This is a genomic window from Nonomuraea sp. NPDC049504 (assembly GCF_040676845.1).
In the GTDB taxonomy this organism is placed as follows: domain Bacteria; phylum Actinomycetota; class Actinomycetes; order Streptosporangiales; family Streptosporangiaceae; genus Nonomuraea; species Nonomuraea salmonea.
Genome location: NZ_JBFAPT010000013.1, coordinates 144,507 through 159,619, shown reverse-complemented (window position 1 = coordinate 159,619; position 15,113 = coordinate 144,507). Strand labels below are relative to the sequence as shown.

Genomic DNA, 15,113 nt, shown 5'->3' with positions numbered 1-15,113 from the left:
TCCGGAATGGCACGCGGTGCAGTCCCGGTCGGACGGGTGCTGCATCGCGTGTCATTTTTGAGTCACCGATCAGCGCCGACCCGCTCTTCCAGAGCCTTCGCATAAACGTCAGCGTGGTTGGCGGTTTCACCGATACGCGGCAGTGCGCGGATGGCCAGGATCACGCTCGCGCACACGAGCAGGGACGCACTCACCATGATGATGATGTCCACGGGGTCGGGGATGTCGGTGAGGACGACGTGGACGACGAAGGCGACGAACGTCAATGTGCCGACGACGAAGGCCGCCGTCTCAAGTGGCGCCACTGCTCGTCTCATGATGGGTCCTTTCTCGGCGAATGTTGCTGGGAGCGTTCCCTTCTACCATCCTTGTCCCGGAATGTAAGCGTCGGCCTGGTTTGTGTTCTCGTGTGGCGACTGTCCGCATGCAAACATTCACAGCGTGACGCAAGTGGCTGTCAGAAAAGTGCCATGTCGTCAACATGCTGCTCATAATGGTAGACAATCCCCGGTAAGAGGACTTTTATGGTCACTCCCGCGTGACACTCGTTGGCGTCTAAAAGTCAACTTGGGTGTCCGCATTCCTTTCGTTCGCACCGTTCCAAACCGGGGGAGTGCCTACCCATGTCCATGCCCAGCGGCGCTTTTGCGCGCCTGGCCAGGCACGTTGTCGCCGCCACCGCGGCGGCCCTGCTGATCGCGGCACCCAGCATCGCCTACGCCGACGACGCCGCTCCGACTCACGAGCCGATCACCATGAGTGACGCCGCCCCCAGCACCGTCCACGATGTCCCGGACCACGTCTCCGCACCGACCCTGCCGGAGCAGGCCGCCATCGACACACCGGTCGAGCAGCAGCAGAACGCCCACATGGGCGGCATGTAGCCGAGACAGCCCGGCCAGAGGAAGCAAAGGACACCAGCAGTCTCGGAGAATCATGATTAGCTGCGCCATCCGAACGTGGCTGTACACCCTGACCATCATGTCGGTCGCGGGCTGGGCGACGGTCGCCGGCTCGTTCCTCATCCTCTACATCGACAAGACCCTCGGCGCGGCCACGCTCACGCTGCTGGGCATGTGGACCGCGGTCGTGCCTCTCCCGGCCACGATCTGCCTCATGCGGTGGTGGCGGCGTGACCGCGTAGCGCGGCGAGTGCTCCTCATTGCCGAAAAGCACGCGGGTTACGTACGTTTGTTCGAGAACGTGCACGGGGAGACTCGATCTGTCCTGCGCTGAAACGATGCAACCGCCACGCCATCAGGGGGAGTGATACAGCCGTGCCACACCAGATCGCCGGCCTCAGCCTGGAACAGGAGCGGCTCTACCGGCACCTGCTCGCAACCGGGCCCAGCAGCATAGGAGCACTGTGCGAGCAGTTCGGCGACCAGGTCCACGACGACCTGTACGAGCTGACGGTTCGGGGCCTCGTGCACGGCGATCCCCTGATGGCGAGGCGCCCCTCGATCGCCATGAACGGCGTTCTCACCGCGCAGGAGGCAGAGCTTCGGCGGGCCCGGTCGTACGTGGAGGAACTGGACCGCATCTACGACAGCGCCCACGAGCCCGCCGGTGGAGACGCCATCACCGTGCTCACCAATCGCGAGCAGGTCCAGCTCTGGTACGAGACTGTGAACGCCACGGCTGAGCACGAGATCATGCAGCTCGTCACGCACCCGTTCCTGCCGCTCGTTAAGCCGGAGGAGACCGGCGCAAGCGCCGATCTGGATGACGAAAACCATCCGGATCGTGTAAACCATCCGGCGAAGTGCCGCGTCATCCTGGAGTGGAAAGTGTTCGAGAGCCGGTCGGCGGTTGACGGCATGCAGCACTCCCTTGAGCGGGGCTGCGAGATTCGTCTCGCTGACAGGTTGCCGCACAAGCTCCTCATCGGGGATCGGCGCATAGCAATGACGCCTCGCTACCCGCGGGACCACGACATCAGCCACATGATGGTCGTACATCCGGGAACGCTGGTGGACTTCCTTGTCCGCGTCTTCGAGACCGAATGGGAGCGGGCGCTACCGCTGCAGCCTGACCCCGGCCGATTCACCGGCAGCGACCGTCTCGACCCCGACGAAATGATGATCGTCGAAATGCTGGCGGATGGTGCCCAAGTTGATCGGATCGCCAGTGCGCTCAAAGTCCACGCCCGTACGGTCAACCGGCATCTCGACAAGTTGAAGCGTAAGGCCGGCGTGACCACGCTGTACCAGCTCGGCGCCCACGCGTCGCGCCACTGGATGAACTGACCGCCCTATTGGGGCCGGAGTATTCGCAGTTGAGCGCTGGTCGCTTTGAGTGTTGAAGCAAGGTGGGACAACAGGACCTTCTCCATCTGCTCCCGCTCTGCGGCGGACACGCCTTTCAGCCCGCGTATCTCGCGGAGCATCGACTGGAGTTGCTGCTGCAAAGATTCGGGCGTGAGGTCCGAGTCGATGGCCGCAAGCGCTGGATCAGCCTTGGTCTGCTCACGGATCCACTCGCGGAACAACTCGGCCGCCTCGGGCCGGCCATGGTCGTCGAGGTCGTCGGAGCTGATGACGACGTCGTTGGCCAGGTCGTTGACGGCAGCCGCCATGAACACGATCTCGCGGTCATCTGGATCCTTGCCGCCCGATTCAATGCGTCGCCAAGCGGGCTCGGAGAACAACTCGCCGGACAACTCCGTGGCGCGCTTGGCGGCGGCGCGCACGGAGATGCGTCGCCGTAGCTTGCCTGGATGTTCTCGGCGTTCGGATATGAACTGAACCACATCTGAGGTCTTGCTGGTGTTGGCCACGGTGCTTGCGAGTCCCTTCGTGGCGGTTGAAGTGTCATAGATGTGCTGGCGCACACGGTATCAACTTGTGCGTCAGGTGTCCTACGACATCGCAAAGTAATCGATTACTCAGCGTGACATTTGCGAGGTAGAAGCGTTGACGCATTCGACGCGCTTTCGCGTTGCATGGTGCGTCAAGAGACGATAGTGTCGGTTATGTCGGTACGTACATGTGTGACCGAAATAAGGACACAGCACAGACGCACCGCCCGACTCGAAACCACAGCCCCCACCGAACGGAGCGCCATGCCCGGCATCCTCCGCTGGGAAGACCCAGCCCCTAGAACCCCGTCAAGCGACGACTACGAGCCCATCGCCACCGCACTCCGCAGCAAGCCCGGCGTCTGGGCGGTGATAGCCGAAAACCCCGACACGCCAGAGGGCAAGCGCGTCTCCGCCCGCATGTTCAACACCGTCAAGCACGGCTACAAGGGCTTCCGCCGCGTCGAGGGCGGCACCTACCAGGTCACCACCCGGACCGTCGCCAAGGGAGACGGCAAGGTCATCCTGGTCCACGCCAAGTTCGAGCGCACCTGATAGCAAAACCGCAATCGACATGCGCACCAACACCACAACACCGCCAGCGCCGACTCTCGACGACCTGGTGCAGCTCATCGCCACACGAGCTGCCGAGCACTGGAACTACGACGTCAAGTCCGCGCTCACCCGTCTGCTCGCCGACGTCCTCGGCGACTACGACGCCGCCTACCAGCTCATCGAGGAGACCGGCCGCAAGCTCATGGCCGCCGACTACGGAGAGGACAACCAGTGACGACGCTTCCACCGGGCTTCGACATCACCCACAACATCCCCACCACCGAGGAGGTCGCCAACTACATCGGCGTCATCACCTGCACCGACGAGCGGCAGCACCCCTACGAGACGTTCGCCGCCCGGCGCCGGCCGAGCGTCGGCGGCGGCCCCGCCCTCGACCCGATGTTCGAGGACGAGTACCGGTTCGGCTGGTACGGCCAGGCCGACTATGACGGGCACCTCGGCGGTGGTGCGTGAATATCACCATCCGCGACGACCAGCGCGACGAGTACGACCCGAGCCACGCCGTCCCCACCAGCAATGGCCGCTACTACTGCGACCCGATGTGCGACCTGGACGACCCCCACCGGCTGAAGATCTCAGTCACCAACGCGATCGACCAGCACATGATCGAGGCCCTGGCCCCCGCCGCGGCGAGGGACACCGCGATCTGGATGATGGACAACCTTCCTGACGCGGTCCGTGCAGCCGCCGACCCCGACGACATGGTCGAGTTCATCAAGCACGCCAAGGCGCAGTACCGAGTCCAGTGGGATAAGAAAGCCGACCTCGGCTCCCGCGTCCACGCCATCGGCGAAGCGATCAACCTCGGCAAGGCATACATCCCCGACGAGGAAGCCGAACCGTTCGTCAACTCCTACCGACAGTTCCTGCACGACTTCGGCGTGGACGTCCGCCGCGACATCGTTGCGGCCGAGTGCACGGTGATCAACCGCACGATCCCCTACGGGGGCACGAGCGACATCTGGGCCAACCTCCGCTTCGACGGCCCGACGTCGCCGCTCATCCCGAAGTTCAAGCCGCGTGCGGTCCCGCCGGACCCGCTCCCCACCCCGTCCGGGCTGTGGCTCATCGACATGAAGACCTCGCTGACCAAGCCAGCCAGCGCCGTCTACGAGGACTACTTGATGCAGCTCGCCGCACTGCGGAACGCGGAGGTCGCCCTGATCTGCCCGCCGTCATGCAGGTACGGCGAGACTGACGACCACGACGAGAGCCACGAGTTCCCTGTGCCGCAGTTCGCGGGCACCGCGATCCTCAACCTCCGCGAGAAGGAGTACGGGTTCATCCCGCTGCCCGCCGGCCGGGACGCGTTCACCGCGTTCTGTGGGCTTCTGCCGGTCGCGCACTACGTCCACGGGCTGGAGATGCGCGGCTTCAAGCCCATCCAGCCCCCGAGCAAGACCACCACCAGGAAGGACGCCGCCTGATGCCCATCGACCCCTCCGTACTGCAGCGCCGCCATTGGCAGGACGGCCGGATCCGTCTCGGCGTGAAGAAGATGAGCCAGAACGGCAAGGAGTACCCCAGCAAGATCGAGACGTTCCGATTCACCTCGCCCAGCGAGGAGATGATCCGGGGCGTCGCCGAGCTGTACGGCGGGCAGGCCCGACCGTGGAAGTCGCCCGAGGGCCCGCAGTTCGAGGTCATCACGGAAGCGACCCGCATTCCCGTCATCGTCCCCCCGAACGGCCTGTCGCAGAACATGGAGGCGTGGGAGAGCAAGGTCTGCATCCGACGCTGCACTGGTGTCGCGATGCAGGCTCCGTGGGTCGGCCCGTGCCTGTGCGGCGCGGACCGCGACCTCAAGAGCCGCCTGTGCAAGCCCACGACGCGGCTCGGAGTGTTCCTCAAGGAGGTGCCCAGCCTGGGGCTGTGGCGGCTCGACAGCAAGGGGGAGAACGCCGCGGCGGAGCTCCCGAACGCCGCCGAATTCCTCTCACACGCGGGCACGTACGTGGACGCCTGGTTGTACCTGGCCAAGCGCAACGGCACGATCATCGACCCAAGGACCAAGCAGCCCAAGCCGACGACGTACATGGTGCCCGGCCTGACGATCGAGGGCATCGGGTTCGACGAGCTGATGTCGGGCGAGGTCGCGCGCCGCGCTGAGCTGTCCCGGGGCGGCGAGAGTCAGCGGGCGATCGAGGCCGCGCCAGCGACCGACTACCTCGCGATGATCAAGACGGCTCCGAACCGTGATGCCGTCGAGGCCATCTGGAGGACGACCAAGCTCGACCCCGCCTGGCAGGGCCGGGGAGCGGAAGTGGAGGCCGCGGCCAAGGCCCGCGTCGCCACCTTCTCCCAGCAGCAGAGCAGCGGCGCACCGCAGGGCCAGTCAGCCCCGCCGGACGAGCATAAGAACGAGGAGCCGACCGAGGACCAGCCGCCGGCGGCGAGCGACCCCGAAGCGGACCGGCTGCGGCAGCACATCATGACCGCGTGGGCGGGCACGACGAGCCAGCTCCACACAGCGTTCCGGGACCGGACCGGCACCAGCATGAAGGCCGCGGCCCTGCAGCAGTTGCAGGAGTTCGCCGACCACCTCGGCCAGCCCGCAGCGGGCCCGATCGCGGACGAACCGCGCAAGGCGTCCGAGCGCGCCGAAGCGCTCCTCGACGAGGCCGCCCGCGCGCAGGACACTGCGGCGGCCGACGGCGGCGGGGACATCGTGGACGCGGTGGTCGTCGAAGACGAGGAGAAGCCGAAGCCGACCGCGAAGGCGCTGCGTGATCTCGGCGTGTGGTTCGGTGAGGCCGGGGTCACCATCCGCACCGGCAAGGGAGCGACCAAGGCCAACGATGAGGCCCGGTTCGCGTGGATCGCCGAGCACCTGGGCGTCACCGTCGCCTCCACCAAGGACCTCAACGCCGCCCAGGTGAACGACGGCGTCAAGCTGCTCATGCAGCAGGCCGCCGCCCGCCGTAAGGACCTGCAGCAGCGCATCGTGGACGTCTGGTCCGACCTCGGCGGCACCAACCAGCAGCTCTCCGCCGCGTTCGAGCAGCACATGGAGAAGCCGGTCGGCGAGGCCACCAACGCCGACCTCGCCAACTACCTGCAGAAGCTCAACGACAGCGAGGTCACCCCGGACGGCGGCCAGTGATGCTCCTGACCAACGCCCAGCGGGCGGCCCTCCGCGCCGATCGGCTCGCCCGCATCAAGCGCGAGCGGCAGCAGCGCGCCGCCGTCCTCGCGCAGATCGCGCAGCACGCTGGCACGTGCGACCACCCCCGTGACTGCCTTACCTGCAAGGCTTTCCGGCTGCTCGCCGAGTACGTGCCGTTCGAGCCCACGATCCGCGAGGAGCAGGAGCACGCCACGCAGGTGCTCGACGAGCTCCGGGAGCGCCTGGAGCGCATCCGCGACGTCCACAAGACCGTCGCCGACGCAGCCCGCATCGGCACCCCGCTGGCCCGCACCGTCCACGACGCCGCGTGGGTCGTCGCCGTCCGCCTCGCCAACGCCTGGCACGGCGAGGAGGTCGAAGACCCCTACGCCCCGCTTCCCCCTGACCACCTCAACTAGCCCCCGCCCGCCGGCCGTGCACCCCACGGCCGCCGGGCGCCCCTCAAGGAGTTCACGGATGAAGTCCATCACTGTCGAGTACGACGACGTCACCCCCGCCACCATCGAGCACCGGCTGGCCGCACAGGAAACCGTCCTCGCGATGGGGAACCGCCGCTACCCGGCCGCGCTGACCGACCGAGCCGCCCTGATGGAGGCGCTGCAGATCGCCGACCGGCTGTCCGCCGCGGTCGTCGGCTGGCGCGGCGACATCGTCGGCGCGCTGCAGAAGCTCGACGCCGACGAGCGCGCCCGCGAGAACGCCGCCACGTAACCCCTGCACCACGGCGCGGGCCCCAGCCTGGAGTTCGCGCCGGGCTCGACCTGCCACACCACGGGAGACCCGATGAGCATCGACCATCACGTCACCGACCCGCACATCACCCCCGAGACCGCCGCGCATGTCCTGTTCCACCTCGGCCGCGGCGGATGGCCCGGCTCCACCTTCGTGCAGAAGCTCCTCCAGGCGTTCGACGTCGCCGACGCACTCAACCGAGCCCGGCTGGCCGCCGGGTTCCCCGAGTACGCGGCCGCGTTCGAGCTGGCCAAGTCCACCGACACCGGTATCGCCCTGCTGCAGGCCCGAGCCGACGACGACCACTAGGAAGATCATGAGCCGCTACACGATCCCCAACCCTCCCGACTCGCCCGAGAGCCGCACCATCACAGTCGGCTGGGACCCGCCCCTCAACACCTACTGGGCCACCGCGTTCGACCCTCCTGCCCCCGGCGACGAGGACGACGTCGAGGTCTTCTGGATCGGATACACCCCATGCGAGCTGCCCGACGTCGAATCCCTCGCCACCGCGCTCCGCGAGCACGGCGTCGAGATCCCGCCCTTCACCCTGGACGCGCTCCGCGCGGACAAACCGACCGAGGGAGAGCGGTTCGCTGGCCGACCCGCGACCAGGATCATCGCCGACGCGACCCGGCCGCACATCCCCGCCGACCAGCAGGCGCGCATCGACGCCGCTCTCCGAGGCGGTGGCCGATGAGGCGGGGCGACGGAGAACTCATCGCCGGGTTCATCGTCTTCGCGATCATCCTCGTGATCGTCGTCGGCGTCGCGGTCGTCAAGACCGGCACGGGCCGCGTTGAGACGGCCACGGTGGAGTCGAAGGAGCGGGTCTGCGACAGCCGCCGCTCGTGCAGGTACCTCATCTTCACCGACCGGGGCGTCTACGAGAACACCGATGCCTGGCTGAGCCTGAAGTTCAACAGCTCCGACATCTACGGCGCGCTCAAGGTCGGCCGCACCTACCGGCTCAAGGTCAACGGGTGGCGCGTCGAGATCACCTCGTCCTACCCCAACATCCTCAACGTCGAGGGCGAGGTCACGAAGTGAAGACGAAGTTCGAGATCGCCATCGAGAAGTCCGAGCCGTACCAGAAGTACCTCGTCCTCGGCGTGAGCACCGCGTTCTTCGCTGGGCTGATCATCTTCGGCGGGGTGTGGGCACTCGTCATCGCCGTCATCTGCATGTTCGTCGGCATCCTGCTCGGGCTGGTCGTCGGCTCCGAGATGATGCGACGCGACCTCGACGGCGAGATGACCGCGCTCCGCGCCCAGTACGAAGCCGCGTCCGAGCTGGCGTACAAGCTGAACCTGGAACTGACCGAGCAGGTGCAGCGCGCCGAGTCGGCCGAGCGTGACCTACTCGCCACCGCCGCTGAGAAGACCGCGCTGCGGGCCAAGCTCGACGGACTCCAGGCGGACGGCCGTTCGTGACCGTGGCGAAGGACATCCTGGCGGTGATCGGCGCGCTCACCGTGCTGGCCACCGCCGGGCTGGTCATCCTGTCGCTGCTCGCCCATCGGGCAGAGCGACGGCGCCTCCGCAGAAACCGACACCACCGGGCCGCCCGGCCGGCCGAGCAGGTCGCCAAAGACCCAGCCCTGTGGTCCGACTTCTTCCTTGACCACGACCTGCACAAGGTCCTCAAGACCCCGAAGGAATGGCAACAGTGATCCCTTACCACGTCGTCGGCCTCGACATCTCCCTCACAAGCACCGGCATGGCCACCGGCCTCGGCTGGTGCGAGAAGACCGGACGCGACGGCATCACCAAGCTGCCCCTGCAGAGCAAGTACCGCGCGCTCAACCGGCTGGCCAGCGACATCATCGCGCTCACCAACGCCGAGAAGGCGCACCTCGTCCTGGTCGAGAAGCTGGTGTTCAACCGGCAGGACGGCGGCCGTGGCGGCGCTGGTGAGCGCTCGTACCTCTACTACCGGACGATGGGCATCATCGCGGACGCCGGGGTTCCCGTCGTCGAGGTGCCGCAGGCCACACTGAAGACGTACGCCCTCGGCAAGGGCAGCGGCGAGAAGAACGAGATCGTCGATTCGGTCGCCCGCCGCCTGCCGATGTTCCACACCGGCGGTAAGCACGACATGGCCGACGCCGCAGTGCTCGCCGCCCTCGGTGCCGATCACCTCGGGCACCCCCTCGCGGACATGCCGAAAGCACACCGGGCCGCCATCGACAAGCTGACGTGGCCGGAGGTGACCCGGTGACCAGCAGCGCGCTCGCCGAAGCCCAGCTCCGCTACCAGCGCAACCGGAACCGTGAGCTGCGCGCCGGTACCTGGCGCGGACTCGTGGACGCTGAAGCCGCCCGCACCCACGTGCGGGACATGAACCGGATCTGGCGGGTCAGCTACCAAGCCATCGCCGAAGCGGTAGGGCTGAGGAAGTCCACCGTCTTCCACCTCATGGACGGGACGCCCGGCCGCGGGCTCAAGCCGCCCGCGAAGATCAGCGCCCGCGTGTCCGACGCGATCCTCGGGTTCGTCGTGGACGACCTGCCCGACCATGCGCGGATCAACGCAATCGGCTGCATCCGACGTCTGCGAGCGCTCGCAGTAGACGGGTGGTCGGTGCGGGAAATCGCCGCCCGGGCGAACGTGGACGAGAAGCACCTGCTGGTGGTCCGCGCGGGCGAACAGGCCACCGTCCACGTCAGCATCGCGCGACGCGTCCGCGACATCACCGACGAACTGCACACCCTCGACCCCCTGGACCACCTGCCGAAGCGCTCAGTCGGCTACACCCGATCACACGCAGCCGCCCAAGGATGGCTCCCTGCGGCGGCGTGGGCCGACGTCATCGACGAGCCCGACGCTAAGCCGTGGGAGATGGTCCGCTGTTCCTACCCGACCTGCATCCACGGGTCGAAGGACGAGCGGCTGCTGTGCGCTCGGCACCTCAAGAAGCTGCAGGAGCGCGGCACCCTCGAGGGTCTGCGAGTCATGCGGAACCGCGACGCCCTCATCGAGGACACCCGGTTCATCCTCTCCACCGACCCGCCGATCAACCCCGACACCGAGGAGATCGACCGGGACCGGCTCGCCGAACGGCTCGGCACGACGTGGGAAGCGTTGGAAGCGGCCCTGCGACGCGCCCAGATCAACGTGAGCACGTTGCGAGCGTCCGCGTGACCGATGTGCTGGCCGAAAGCGGAACCGCTATCACAGGCTCTACAGGGGGCTCCTACGCCATGTCTGAGACGGCAACCGACGTCATCTCCGAAGCGCTGACGGCGGGCACGCCCACCGCCAACGACATCCTCGACGCGCTCGGCACCGCCGGATACCGCGTCATCCGGCCCGAGACCGGGCCGGCCTGGACACCCGTCACGCCGCGCAGCCTCGCCAAGGTCCAGCGGTGCGCGAACCTGCTCAACGACGGCAAGACGCTGCAGGAGGTTGCCGACGCGATGCGGGTGTCGCGCCGCCAAGCCGAACGGTACAGCGCGGCCGCCCGCGAGATGGGACTGACCGAGCGGAGGCGCTGATGTCGCGCCGATGGCGGGACCGCGCCGCCTGCAAGGGCGAAGACCTGGTCCTGTTCTACGGGCCCGGCGAGGGCGAACCCCGCGAGACACCCCAGGAGAAGGAGGCCCGCGTGCAGCGGGCCAAGCAGATCTGCCGCAGCTGCCTCGCACAGATGGACTGCCTCGACTTCCATCTGCAGGTCAGCGCCGCCCAGTACGGCGTCGCCGGAGGCCTCGACGAGGACGAACGCCGGGCCTACCGGCGACGCATGCAACGCAAGACAGCACGAGAAAGGAGATCCCCATGATGACCAAGGCAGCACAAAGGGCGATGGAGGCGCTCGCACAGCGCGTCTTCGAGCGCGACCGCAACGACCCGGAGGAACGGGACAGCACGACAGATTTCGCGTTCGAGTTCATCGTCTGGCTCCGCGCCAACGGCTGGCAGCACACCCCGCCGGCGGCACCGCCGCCGCCTGCCGCGTCGAACGGGCTGCGCGGAGCGGACCTCGCCCGCGCCGTCCTGGCCGAGATGAGCAAGGGGGACAGCGATGGCCGATGACCTCGACGAGACCGGGCTGGTGCCGTTCGACGAGTTCGGCAATCTCCTGCGCGCCCCGTGGACCCCGGAGGGGGAGGTGGTGTGGCGCGCTCCGGAGCCGTTCACCGCGCGCCTGCAGCTGTCCCAGTTCGCCCGCGGCCGCGCCGCCGGCTACGTGATGTGGCTCGACGACGAGAGCCACATGTTCCCCATGTCGATGACGGAGTTCGTCGAGACGGTGCGGACGGTGGGCGTCGAGCCCGGCGGCTGGGCCGAAGCGGAGTGGATCGCGCACCGCCGCGGCGGCGCGTACGGCATCCAGCTGTGCATGTCGCGTCGGGAGCGGCGCAGCGTGCGTCGTGGCCATGGATGAGCAGGTGGTCGCGCAGCCGAACGGGTGCCGTTACTGCGGTCTTCCCCAGCGCGGCAGCCGTACGCAGTTTCCGCATGGCAGTCGGTGGACGTCCTCGACCGGTTGGCACGTCTGGACGCCGCCCACGCAAGACCAGATCAAGCAGCGCATGAAGGCCCGCCGCACCTGGCGCGGCCAGAGCGCATCCCTCGTGATCATCGACGAGGCCATGAACTGGCCCGTCCCCGAAAGGACTGACATGCCCGTCAGCACCCGCTCCGGCAAGGTGATCGTGCGCGGCGGCTTCGGCTCCAGCGGCTCGGGCAGCAAGAGCGGTGGCGGGTGATGATCGAACACCTGACCCTGTACGAGCGTGCAGAGCTGCGCATGCTGCTCGCCCACATCCTCGACGACCAGCGAGTCCCGCCCGAGGCCGCCGACTACATCCGGCAAGCCTTCCGCGACAAACTCGAAGAACTCGCCCGGCCGCGCCCCCTCACCCTGGTTTACACCGGGTGGCGGGGCGCCGCCCGTCCCCGCGTCCGCGCCGACCTCGACGCAGTCCTCGACCGCGCCGGAGGCCGACTCCACGTCATCGTCGGATACAACCCCGACACCGACGACCCGCCCGGCGGCGACCGGTGGACGTACGAGTGGGCGAACAACGAGCCGGGCGTGACCGTCGAAACGCACCCCGCACCGTGGGACATCCCCGAGCTGAGCAAATCCGCTGGGCCGTACCGCAACGGCTACATGCTCGGCCTCGCAGTCGGCTGGCCCGGCGACTTCGGGGTCCTCGCCCACCTGCACCCCAAGAGCCGAGGCGCAGCCGGAACCGCAGCGTTCGCCGAGCACCTGCGCCTTCCCCTCTGGAGGAGACCCGCCACATGACCAGCAAATCCGACGTGAAAAAGCTCGTCGAAGCCGAGACGAAACGCCTCGGCTTCACGATGAAGCTCGCCAACGGCCGCTGGGAGATCACCAACCCCGACAACGGCCGCACCGGCACCATCCCGCTGCAGGCCATGGGCCGCGGCCTCGACAACTACCGGCGCGAGATCCGCTCACTCCTGCACGACCACCCCACCAAGCCCTCACCCATGGTCGCCGCCACCGACCCCGCCACCGAGAAAGACGACAGCATGCCCCGTGACACCTGGTGGAGCGTCGAAGCGCTCCTCGCCGCAGCCTTCGCCAACGGTCTCCGACCGTACGTGTCAGGCGGCATTCTCCACACCCCCGGCCCCGTCGAGGCCAAGCCGTTCGCGGACATGCTGCACGCCCGCGAAACCGAAGTGATCCCCTACCTCACCAAACTCGCCGCCACCGCCACCACCACTCCCGAAGGAGACACCGACATGCCGAAGACCGGCGAAACCGCCAACGCCACCAGGACCAAGCCCCGCGACATCGCCGCAGACTCCGAAGCCCTGTGGGGGCTGCTCCGCGACGCGGCTCGCGACCAGGGCGACAAGCAGTTGACCAACGGCGGCGTCGTCGGCGTCCAGTGGGTCGGCGCGCTCGCCGACATCATCAAGGCCGCCTGCCCCGACTGGGACGCCATCCATGAGAAGGAAGTCCGGCAGTACCTCAACCGGACCGAGCACACCCGCTGTCACCGGCCGCGCGCCACCCCGCCCGTGTGGTGGATCGCCCTGGAGTGGAACGACGGCGGATTGACCATCACCAAGACCACGCCCAAGCCCAAGCCCGATCCCCGGACCGTCGCGGCCGCCGTCAACGCCAAGACGACAACCCCCGCGCCCGCACCCGAACCCGCTGCGCCGGCCGCGACCGGCGGCGCCGCCCTGCAGGCCCTCATCGCGTTCGAGCGGACCGTCCGCCAGGTCGAAGCCGAACGGGACGACGCGATCCGCGACCGCGACGAGGCCCGCGCCGAACGCGACAAGGCAGTCCGAGACCTCGGCGACCTGCGCGGCGAGCTCAACCAGGTGACCCTCGAGCGGGACCAGGCGCAGGCCGAACTCACCACCATCAACGCCCTGTTCGAGCGGCTCACCGGCGGCAAGAAGTGACCGACACCACGCCCGGCAAGAGCGACGGCTGCATGTGTGAACTCCTCGACGAAGGCCGCAACTGCGGAGCCCCGCCCATCGGCGTGTTCGTGACCGGCTGCGTGAACGAACACCTCGACGAGGAACCGCTGTGCTCGCTCCACGCCGACTTGTCGAAGCGGCGCGAACTGTGGTGCCGTGACTGCTGGCTGTCGGGGGTGTACGTCCGCGCCGTCACCCTGGCCAAGATCCTGCCGTCCGGAGAGAGACAGCGTGTTCCCCAGAGCTGACCGAGGACCATGCAAGGGCACGAGGGACAAGCTGCCGTGCGGCAAGGACGTCTGGTGGACCCGCACCGAGACCGGCGCCTGGTTCCCCGTGGACCTGGCCCCGCGCGAGGACGGCAACACCGCCGTGCGGCGCGACGTCCACGGTGTGCTCAGGTCGCGCCGCATCACCGAGGAACGGACGCTCGTCCCGCCGGAGAAGCTGATGATGCCGCACGCAGCCACCTGCACCGGCAAACCACGCGTCCAAGCGCCACCTCCGCGGCCGCCCAAGACCAAGACGTCGCCGCCGGCCGGGCACCTGTACGACCTGCTCGGCGTCGCCCGGGCGGCGAGCCAGGACGACATCAGGAAGGCGTACCGGCGGCTGGCCCGCCAGCTCCACCCCGACGTCAACCCCGACCCGGAGGTGGCCAGGCGGTTCCAGGAGGTGGGGGAGGCGTACCACGTCCTGTCCGACCCCGGCCGGCGGGAAGTCTATGACCTGACCGGGCGGCCGCCGAGAGCAAGATGACGGCTGATAGCGGTACCGCTTACGGTGGCGGGACGCCTCTTCCCTCGGTGGCTCCACCAATTGAACAACCAGCTCGTGAAGGAGAGGCGGCCCGTGCCATGGGTTCGTGTAGATGACCAGTTCCCGGTCAACCGGAAGGTCCGGCGCCTGTCGGACAAGGCGTTCCGCTTGTACGTGTCCGCGTTGTGCTGGTGCAACGCCAACCTCACGGACGGCCGTATCGCCGAGTCGGAGATCACGTACGTGTCGGACGTGCGGAGTCCGAAACGGTACGCGAACGAGCTGGTTTCCGCTGGACTTTGGGAGCGAAACGACGAAGAAAACGGCGGCGGATGGACCGTCCACGACTACCTCGAATACCAGTCGTCCGCCGAGAAGATCAGAGCGGACCGTGAAGCGAAACGCGCACGTCAAGAGCGGTGGCTGGACAGGAAGCGCGCTGAACGAGACACATCTAGAGACGCGTCTCATGACGCGTCGGAAGACCTGTCTGGAGACGCCCCCCCACTCCCACTCCCATCCCACCCCATCCCAACGACACATACATCTAGTCAGTCATCTATCCCGCCGTACCAGGTCGGCCGATCAATCGACGACGACGATGATCTTCGTCAAGTGGATGAGATGGTCATGCGCCAGCTCGCTCCGCTCACAGCGCAGCCCATCACCGCCGACCACGCCGCCCAGGTGA

28 protein-coding genes are annotated in these 15,113 nt (G+C 67.6%); 26 read left to right on the top strand and 2 right to left on the bottom strand.

Annotation, left to right across the window (positions count from 1 at the left end; genetic code table 11):
* Nucleotides 1–62: 62 nt before the first annotated feature.
* Nucleotides 63–317 (bottom strand): hypothetical protein, encoded by a 255-nt coding sequence (locus tag AB0K28_RS25125; protein ID WP_364374340.1) that lies wholly within the window; start codon nucleotides 315–317, stop codon nucleotides 63–65.
* 306 nt (nucleotides 318–623) lie between these two features.
* Between AB0K28_RS25125 and AB0K28_RS25120 the strand changes: the two genes are divergently transcribed.
* The 3 genes from AB0K28_RS25120 (at nucleotide 624) to AB0K28_RS25110 (ending at nucleotide 2,249) form a co-directional block, all read left to right on the top strand.
* Entirely contained in the window at nucleotides 624–884 is a 261-nt protein-coding gene (locus AB0K28_RS25120; RefSeq protein ID WP_364374338.1) for a hypothetical protein, read from the top strand.
* Between the two features lie 97 nt (nucleotides 885–981).
* Nucleotides 982–1,236 (top strand): hypothetical protein, encoded by a 255-nt coding sequence (locus AB0K28_RS25115; protein WP_364374336.1) that lies wholly within the window; start codon nucleotides 982–984, stop codon nucleotides 1,234–1,236.
* 41 nt (nucleotides 1,237–1,277) lie between these two features.
* Entirely contained in the window at nucleotides 1,278–2,249 is a 972-nt protein-coding gene (locus tag AB0K28_RS25110) for a helix-turn-helix transcriptional regulator (RefSeq protein ID WP_364374334.1), read from the top strand.
* Nucleotides 2,250–2,254: 5 nt separating this feature from the next.
* Here the strand turns inward: AB0K28_RS25110 and AB0K28_RS25105 are convergent, their stop codons facing one another.
* A complete protein-coding gene (locus AB0K28_RS25105) occupies nucleotides 2,255–2,833 on the bottom strand; it encodes a hypothetical protein (protein WP_364374332.1) in 579 nt (192 codons plus the stop codon).
* Nucleotides 2,834–3,064: 231 nt separating this feature from the next.
* Between AB0K28_RS25105 and AB0K28_RS25100 the strand changes: the two genes are divergently transcribed.
* The 23 genes from AB0K28_RS25100 to AB0K28_RS24990 all read left to right on the top strand — a co-directional run bounded on the left by AB0K28_RS25100 (nucleotide 3,065) and on the right by AB0K28_RS24990 (nucleotide 14,422).
* A complete protein-coding gene (locus tag AB0K28_RS25100; RefSeq protein ID WP_364374330.1) occupies nucleotides 3,065–3,355 on the top strand; it encodes a hypothetical protein in 291 nt (96 codons plus the stop codon).
* Nucleotides 3,356–3,374: 19 nt separating this feature from the next.
* On the top strand, nucleotides 3,375–3,590 hold the full coding sequence (locus AB0K28_RS25095; protein WP_364374328.1) for a hypothetical protein: 216 nt from the start codon (nucleotides 3,375–3,377) through the stop codon (nucleotides 3,588–3,590).
* On the top strand, nucleotides 3,587–3,829 hold the full coding sequence (locus AB0K28_RS25090; RefSeq protein WP_364374326.1) for a hypothetical protein: 243 nt from the start codon (nucleotides 3,587–3,589) through the stop codon (nucleotides 3,827–3,829). Before AB0K28_RS25095 ends, AB0K28_RS25090 begins: the two co-directional genes overlap by 4 nt.
* A complete protein-coding gene (locus AB0K28_RS25085; protein ID WP_364374324.1) occupies nucleotides 3,826–4,803 on the top strand; it encodes a hypothetical protein in 978 nt (325 codons plus the stop codon). The genes AB0K28_RS25090 and AB0K28_RS25085 overlap by 4 nt, the downstream gene beginning before the upstream one ends.
* Complete coding sequence (locus tag AB0K28_RS25080; RefSeq protein ID WP_364374321.1) at nucleotides 4,803–6,479, top strand: hypothetical protein; 1,677 nt, start codon at nucleotides 4,803–4,805, stop codon at nucleotides 6,477–6,479. Before AB0K28_RS25085 ends, AB0K28_RS25080 begins: the two co-directional genes overlap by 1 nt.
* Nucleotides 6,479–6,901: a hypothetical protein gene (locus AB0K28_RS25075; protein WP_364374318.1), complete on the top strand. Its 423-nt coding sequence runs from the start codon at nucleotides 6,479–6,481 to the stop codon at nucleotides 6,899–6,901. The genes AB0K28_RS25080 and AB0K28_RS25075 overlap by 1 nt, the downstream gene beginning before the upstream one ends.
* Before the next feature lie 58 nt (nucleotides 6,902–6,959).
* Nucleotides 6,960–7,214 carry a hypothetical protein gene (locus AB0K28_RS25070; RefSeq protein WP_364374315.1) on the top strand — a complete coding sequence of 85 codons (255 nt, stop codon included), beginning with the start codon at nucleotides 6,960–6,962 and terminating at the stop codon, nucleotides 7,212–7,214.
* Between the two features lie 72 nt (nucleotides 7,215–7,286).
* Nucleotides 7,287–7,544, top strand: coding sequence for a hypothetical protein (locus AB0K28_RS25065; protein ID WP_364374312.1), 258 nt, complete (start codon nucleotides 7,287–7,289; stop codon nucleotides 7,542–7,544).
* A gap of 7 nt (nucleotides 7,545–7,551) precedes the next feature.
* A complete protein-coding gene (locus AB0K28_RS25060; RefSeq protein ID WP_364374309.1) occupies nucleotides 7,552–7,935 on the top strand; it encodes a hypothetical protein in 384 nt (127 codons plus the stop codon).
* Complete coding sequence (locus AB0K28_RS25055) at nucleotides 7,932–8,285, top strand: hypothetical protein (RefSeq protein WP_364374306.1); 354 nt, start codon at nucleotides 7,932–7,934, stop codon at nucleotides 8,283–8,285. The genes AB0K28_RS25060 and AB0K28_RS25055 overlap by 4 nt, the downstream gene beginning before the upstream one ends.
* Nucleotides 8,282–8,668, top strand: coding sequence for a hypothetical protein (locus tag AB0K28_RS25050; protein ID WP_364374303.1), 387 nt, complete (start codon nucleotides 8,282–8,284; stop codon nucleotides 8,666–8,668). Before AB0K28_RS25055 ends, AB0K28_RS25050 begins: the two co-directional genes overlap by 4 nt.
* Nucleotides 8,665–8,907 (top strand): hypothetical protein, encoded by a 243-nt coding sequence (locus AB0K28_RS25045; protein WP_364374300.1) that lies wholly within the window; start codon nucleotides 8,665–8,667, stop codon nucleotides 8,905–8,907. Before AB0K28_RS25050 ends, AB0K28_RS25045 begins: the two co-directional genes overlap by 4 nt.
* On the top strand, nucleotides 8,904–9,455 hold the full coding sequence (locus tag AB0K28_RS25040; RefSeq protein WP_364374297.1) for a hypothetical protein: 552 nt from the start codon (nucleotides 8,904–8,906) through the stop codon (nucleotides 9,453–9,455). Before AB0K28_RS25045 ends, AB0K28_RS25040 begins: the two co-directional genes overlap by 4 nt.
* The gene (locus AB0K28_RS25035) at nucleotides 9,452–10,378 is read left to right on the top strand and encodes a hypothetical protein (RefSeq protein ID WP_364374294.1); all 927 of its coding nucleotides are present in this window, start codon (nucleotides 9,452–9,454) and stop codon (nucleotides 10,376–10,378) included. Before AB0K28_RS25040 ends, AB0K28_RS25035 begins: the two co-directional genes overlap by 4 nt.
* Before the next feature lie 59 nt (nucleotides 10,379–10,437).
* Nucleotides 10,438–10,734: a hypothetical protein gene (locus AB0K28_RS25030; RefSeq protein WP_364374292.1), complete on the top strand. Its 297-nt coding sequence runs from the start codon at nucleotides 10,438–10,440 to the stop codon at nucleotides 10,732–10,734.
* A complete protein-coding gene (locus AB0K28_RS25025; RefSeq protein ID WP_364374289.1) occupies nucleotides 10,734–11,021 on the top strand; it encodes a WhiB family transcriptional regulator in 288 nt (95 codons plus the stop codon). The genes AB0K28_RS25030 and AB0K28_RS25025 overlap by 1 nt, the downstream gene beginning before the upstream one ends.
* Nucleotides 11,018–11,275 carry a hypothetical protein gene (locus AB0K28_RS25020; RefSeq protein WP_364374286.1) on the top strand — a complete coding sequence of 86 codons (258 nt, stop codon included), beginning with the start codon at nucleotides 11,018–11,020 and terminating at the stop codon, nucleotides 11,273–11,275. The genes AB0K28_RS25025 and AB0K28_RS25020 overlap by 4 nt, the downstream gene beginning before the upstream one ends.
* Nucleotides 11,265–11,627, top strand: coding sequence for a hypothetical protein (locus AB0K28_RS25015; protein WP_364374283.1), 363 nt, complete (start codon nucleotides 11,265–11,267; stop codon nucleotides 11,625–11,627). The genes AB0K28_RS25020 and AB0K28_RS25015 overlap by 11 nt, the downstream gene beginning before the upstream one ends.
* Nucleotides 11,620–11,952, top strand: coding sequence for a hypothetical protein (locus tag AB0K28_RS25010; protein WP_364374280.1), 333 nt, complete (start codon nucleotides 11,620–11,622; stop codon nucleotides 11,950–11,952). The genes AB0K28_RS25015 and AB0K28_RS25010 overlap by 8 nt, the downstream gene beginning before the upstream one ends.
* A complete protein-coding gene (locus AB0K28_RS25005) occupies nucleotides 11,952–12,497 on the top strand; it encodes a hypothetical protein (protein ID WP_364374277.1) in 546 nt (181 codons plus the stop codon). The genes AB0K28_RS25010 and AB0K28_RS25005 overlap by 1 nt, the downstream gene beginning before the upstream one ends.
* Nucleotides 12,494–13,642, top strand: a complete 1,149-nt coding sequence (locus AB0K28_RS25000; RefSeq protein WP_364374274.1) for a hypothetical protein — start codon at nucleotides 12,494–12,496, stop codon at nucleotides 13,640–13,642. Before AB0K28_RS25005 ends, AB0K28_RS25000 begins: the two co-directional genes overlap by 4 nt.
* The gene (locus tag AB0K28_RS24995) at nucleotides 13,639–13,911 is read left to right on the top strand and encodes a hypothetical protein (protein ID WP_364374271.1); all 273 of its coding nucleotides are present in this window, start codon (nucleotides 13,639–13,641) and stop codon (nucleotides 13,909–13,911) included. The genes AB0K28_RS25000 and AB0K28_RS24995 overlap by 4 nt, the downstream gene beginning before the upstream one ends.
* Nucleotides 13,895–14,422, top strand: a complete 528-nt coding sequence (locus tag AB0K28_RS24990) for a J domain-containing protein (RefSeq protein WP_364374268.1) — start codon at nucleotides 13,895–13,897, stop codon at nucleotides 14,420–14,422. The genes AB0K28_RS24995 and AB0K28_RS24990 overlap by 17 nt, the downstream gene beginning before the upstream one ends.
* Nucleotides 14,423–15,113: the final 691 nt, after the last annotated feature.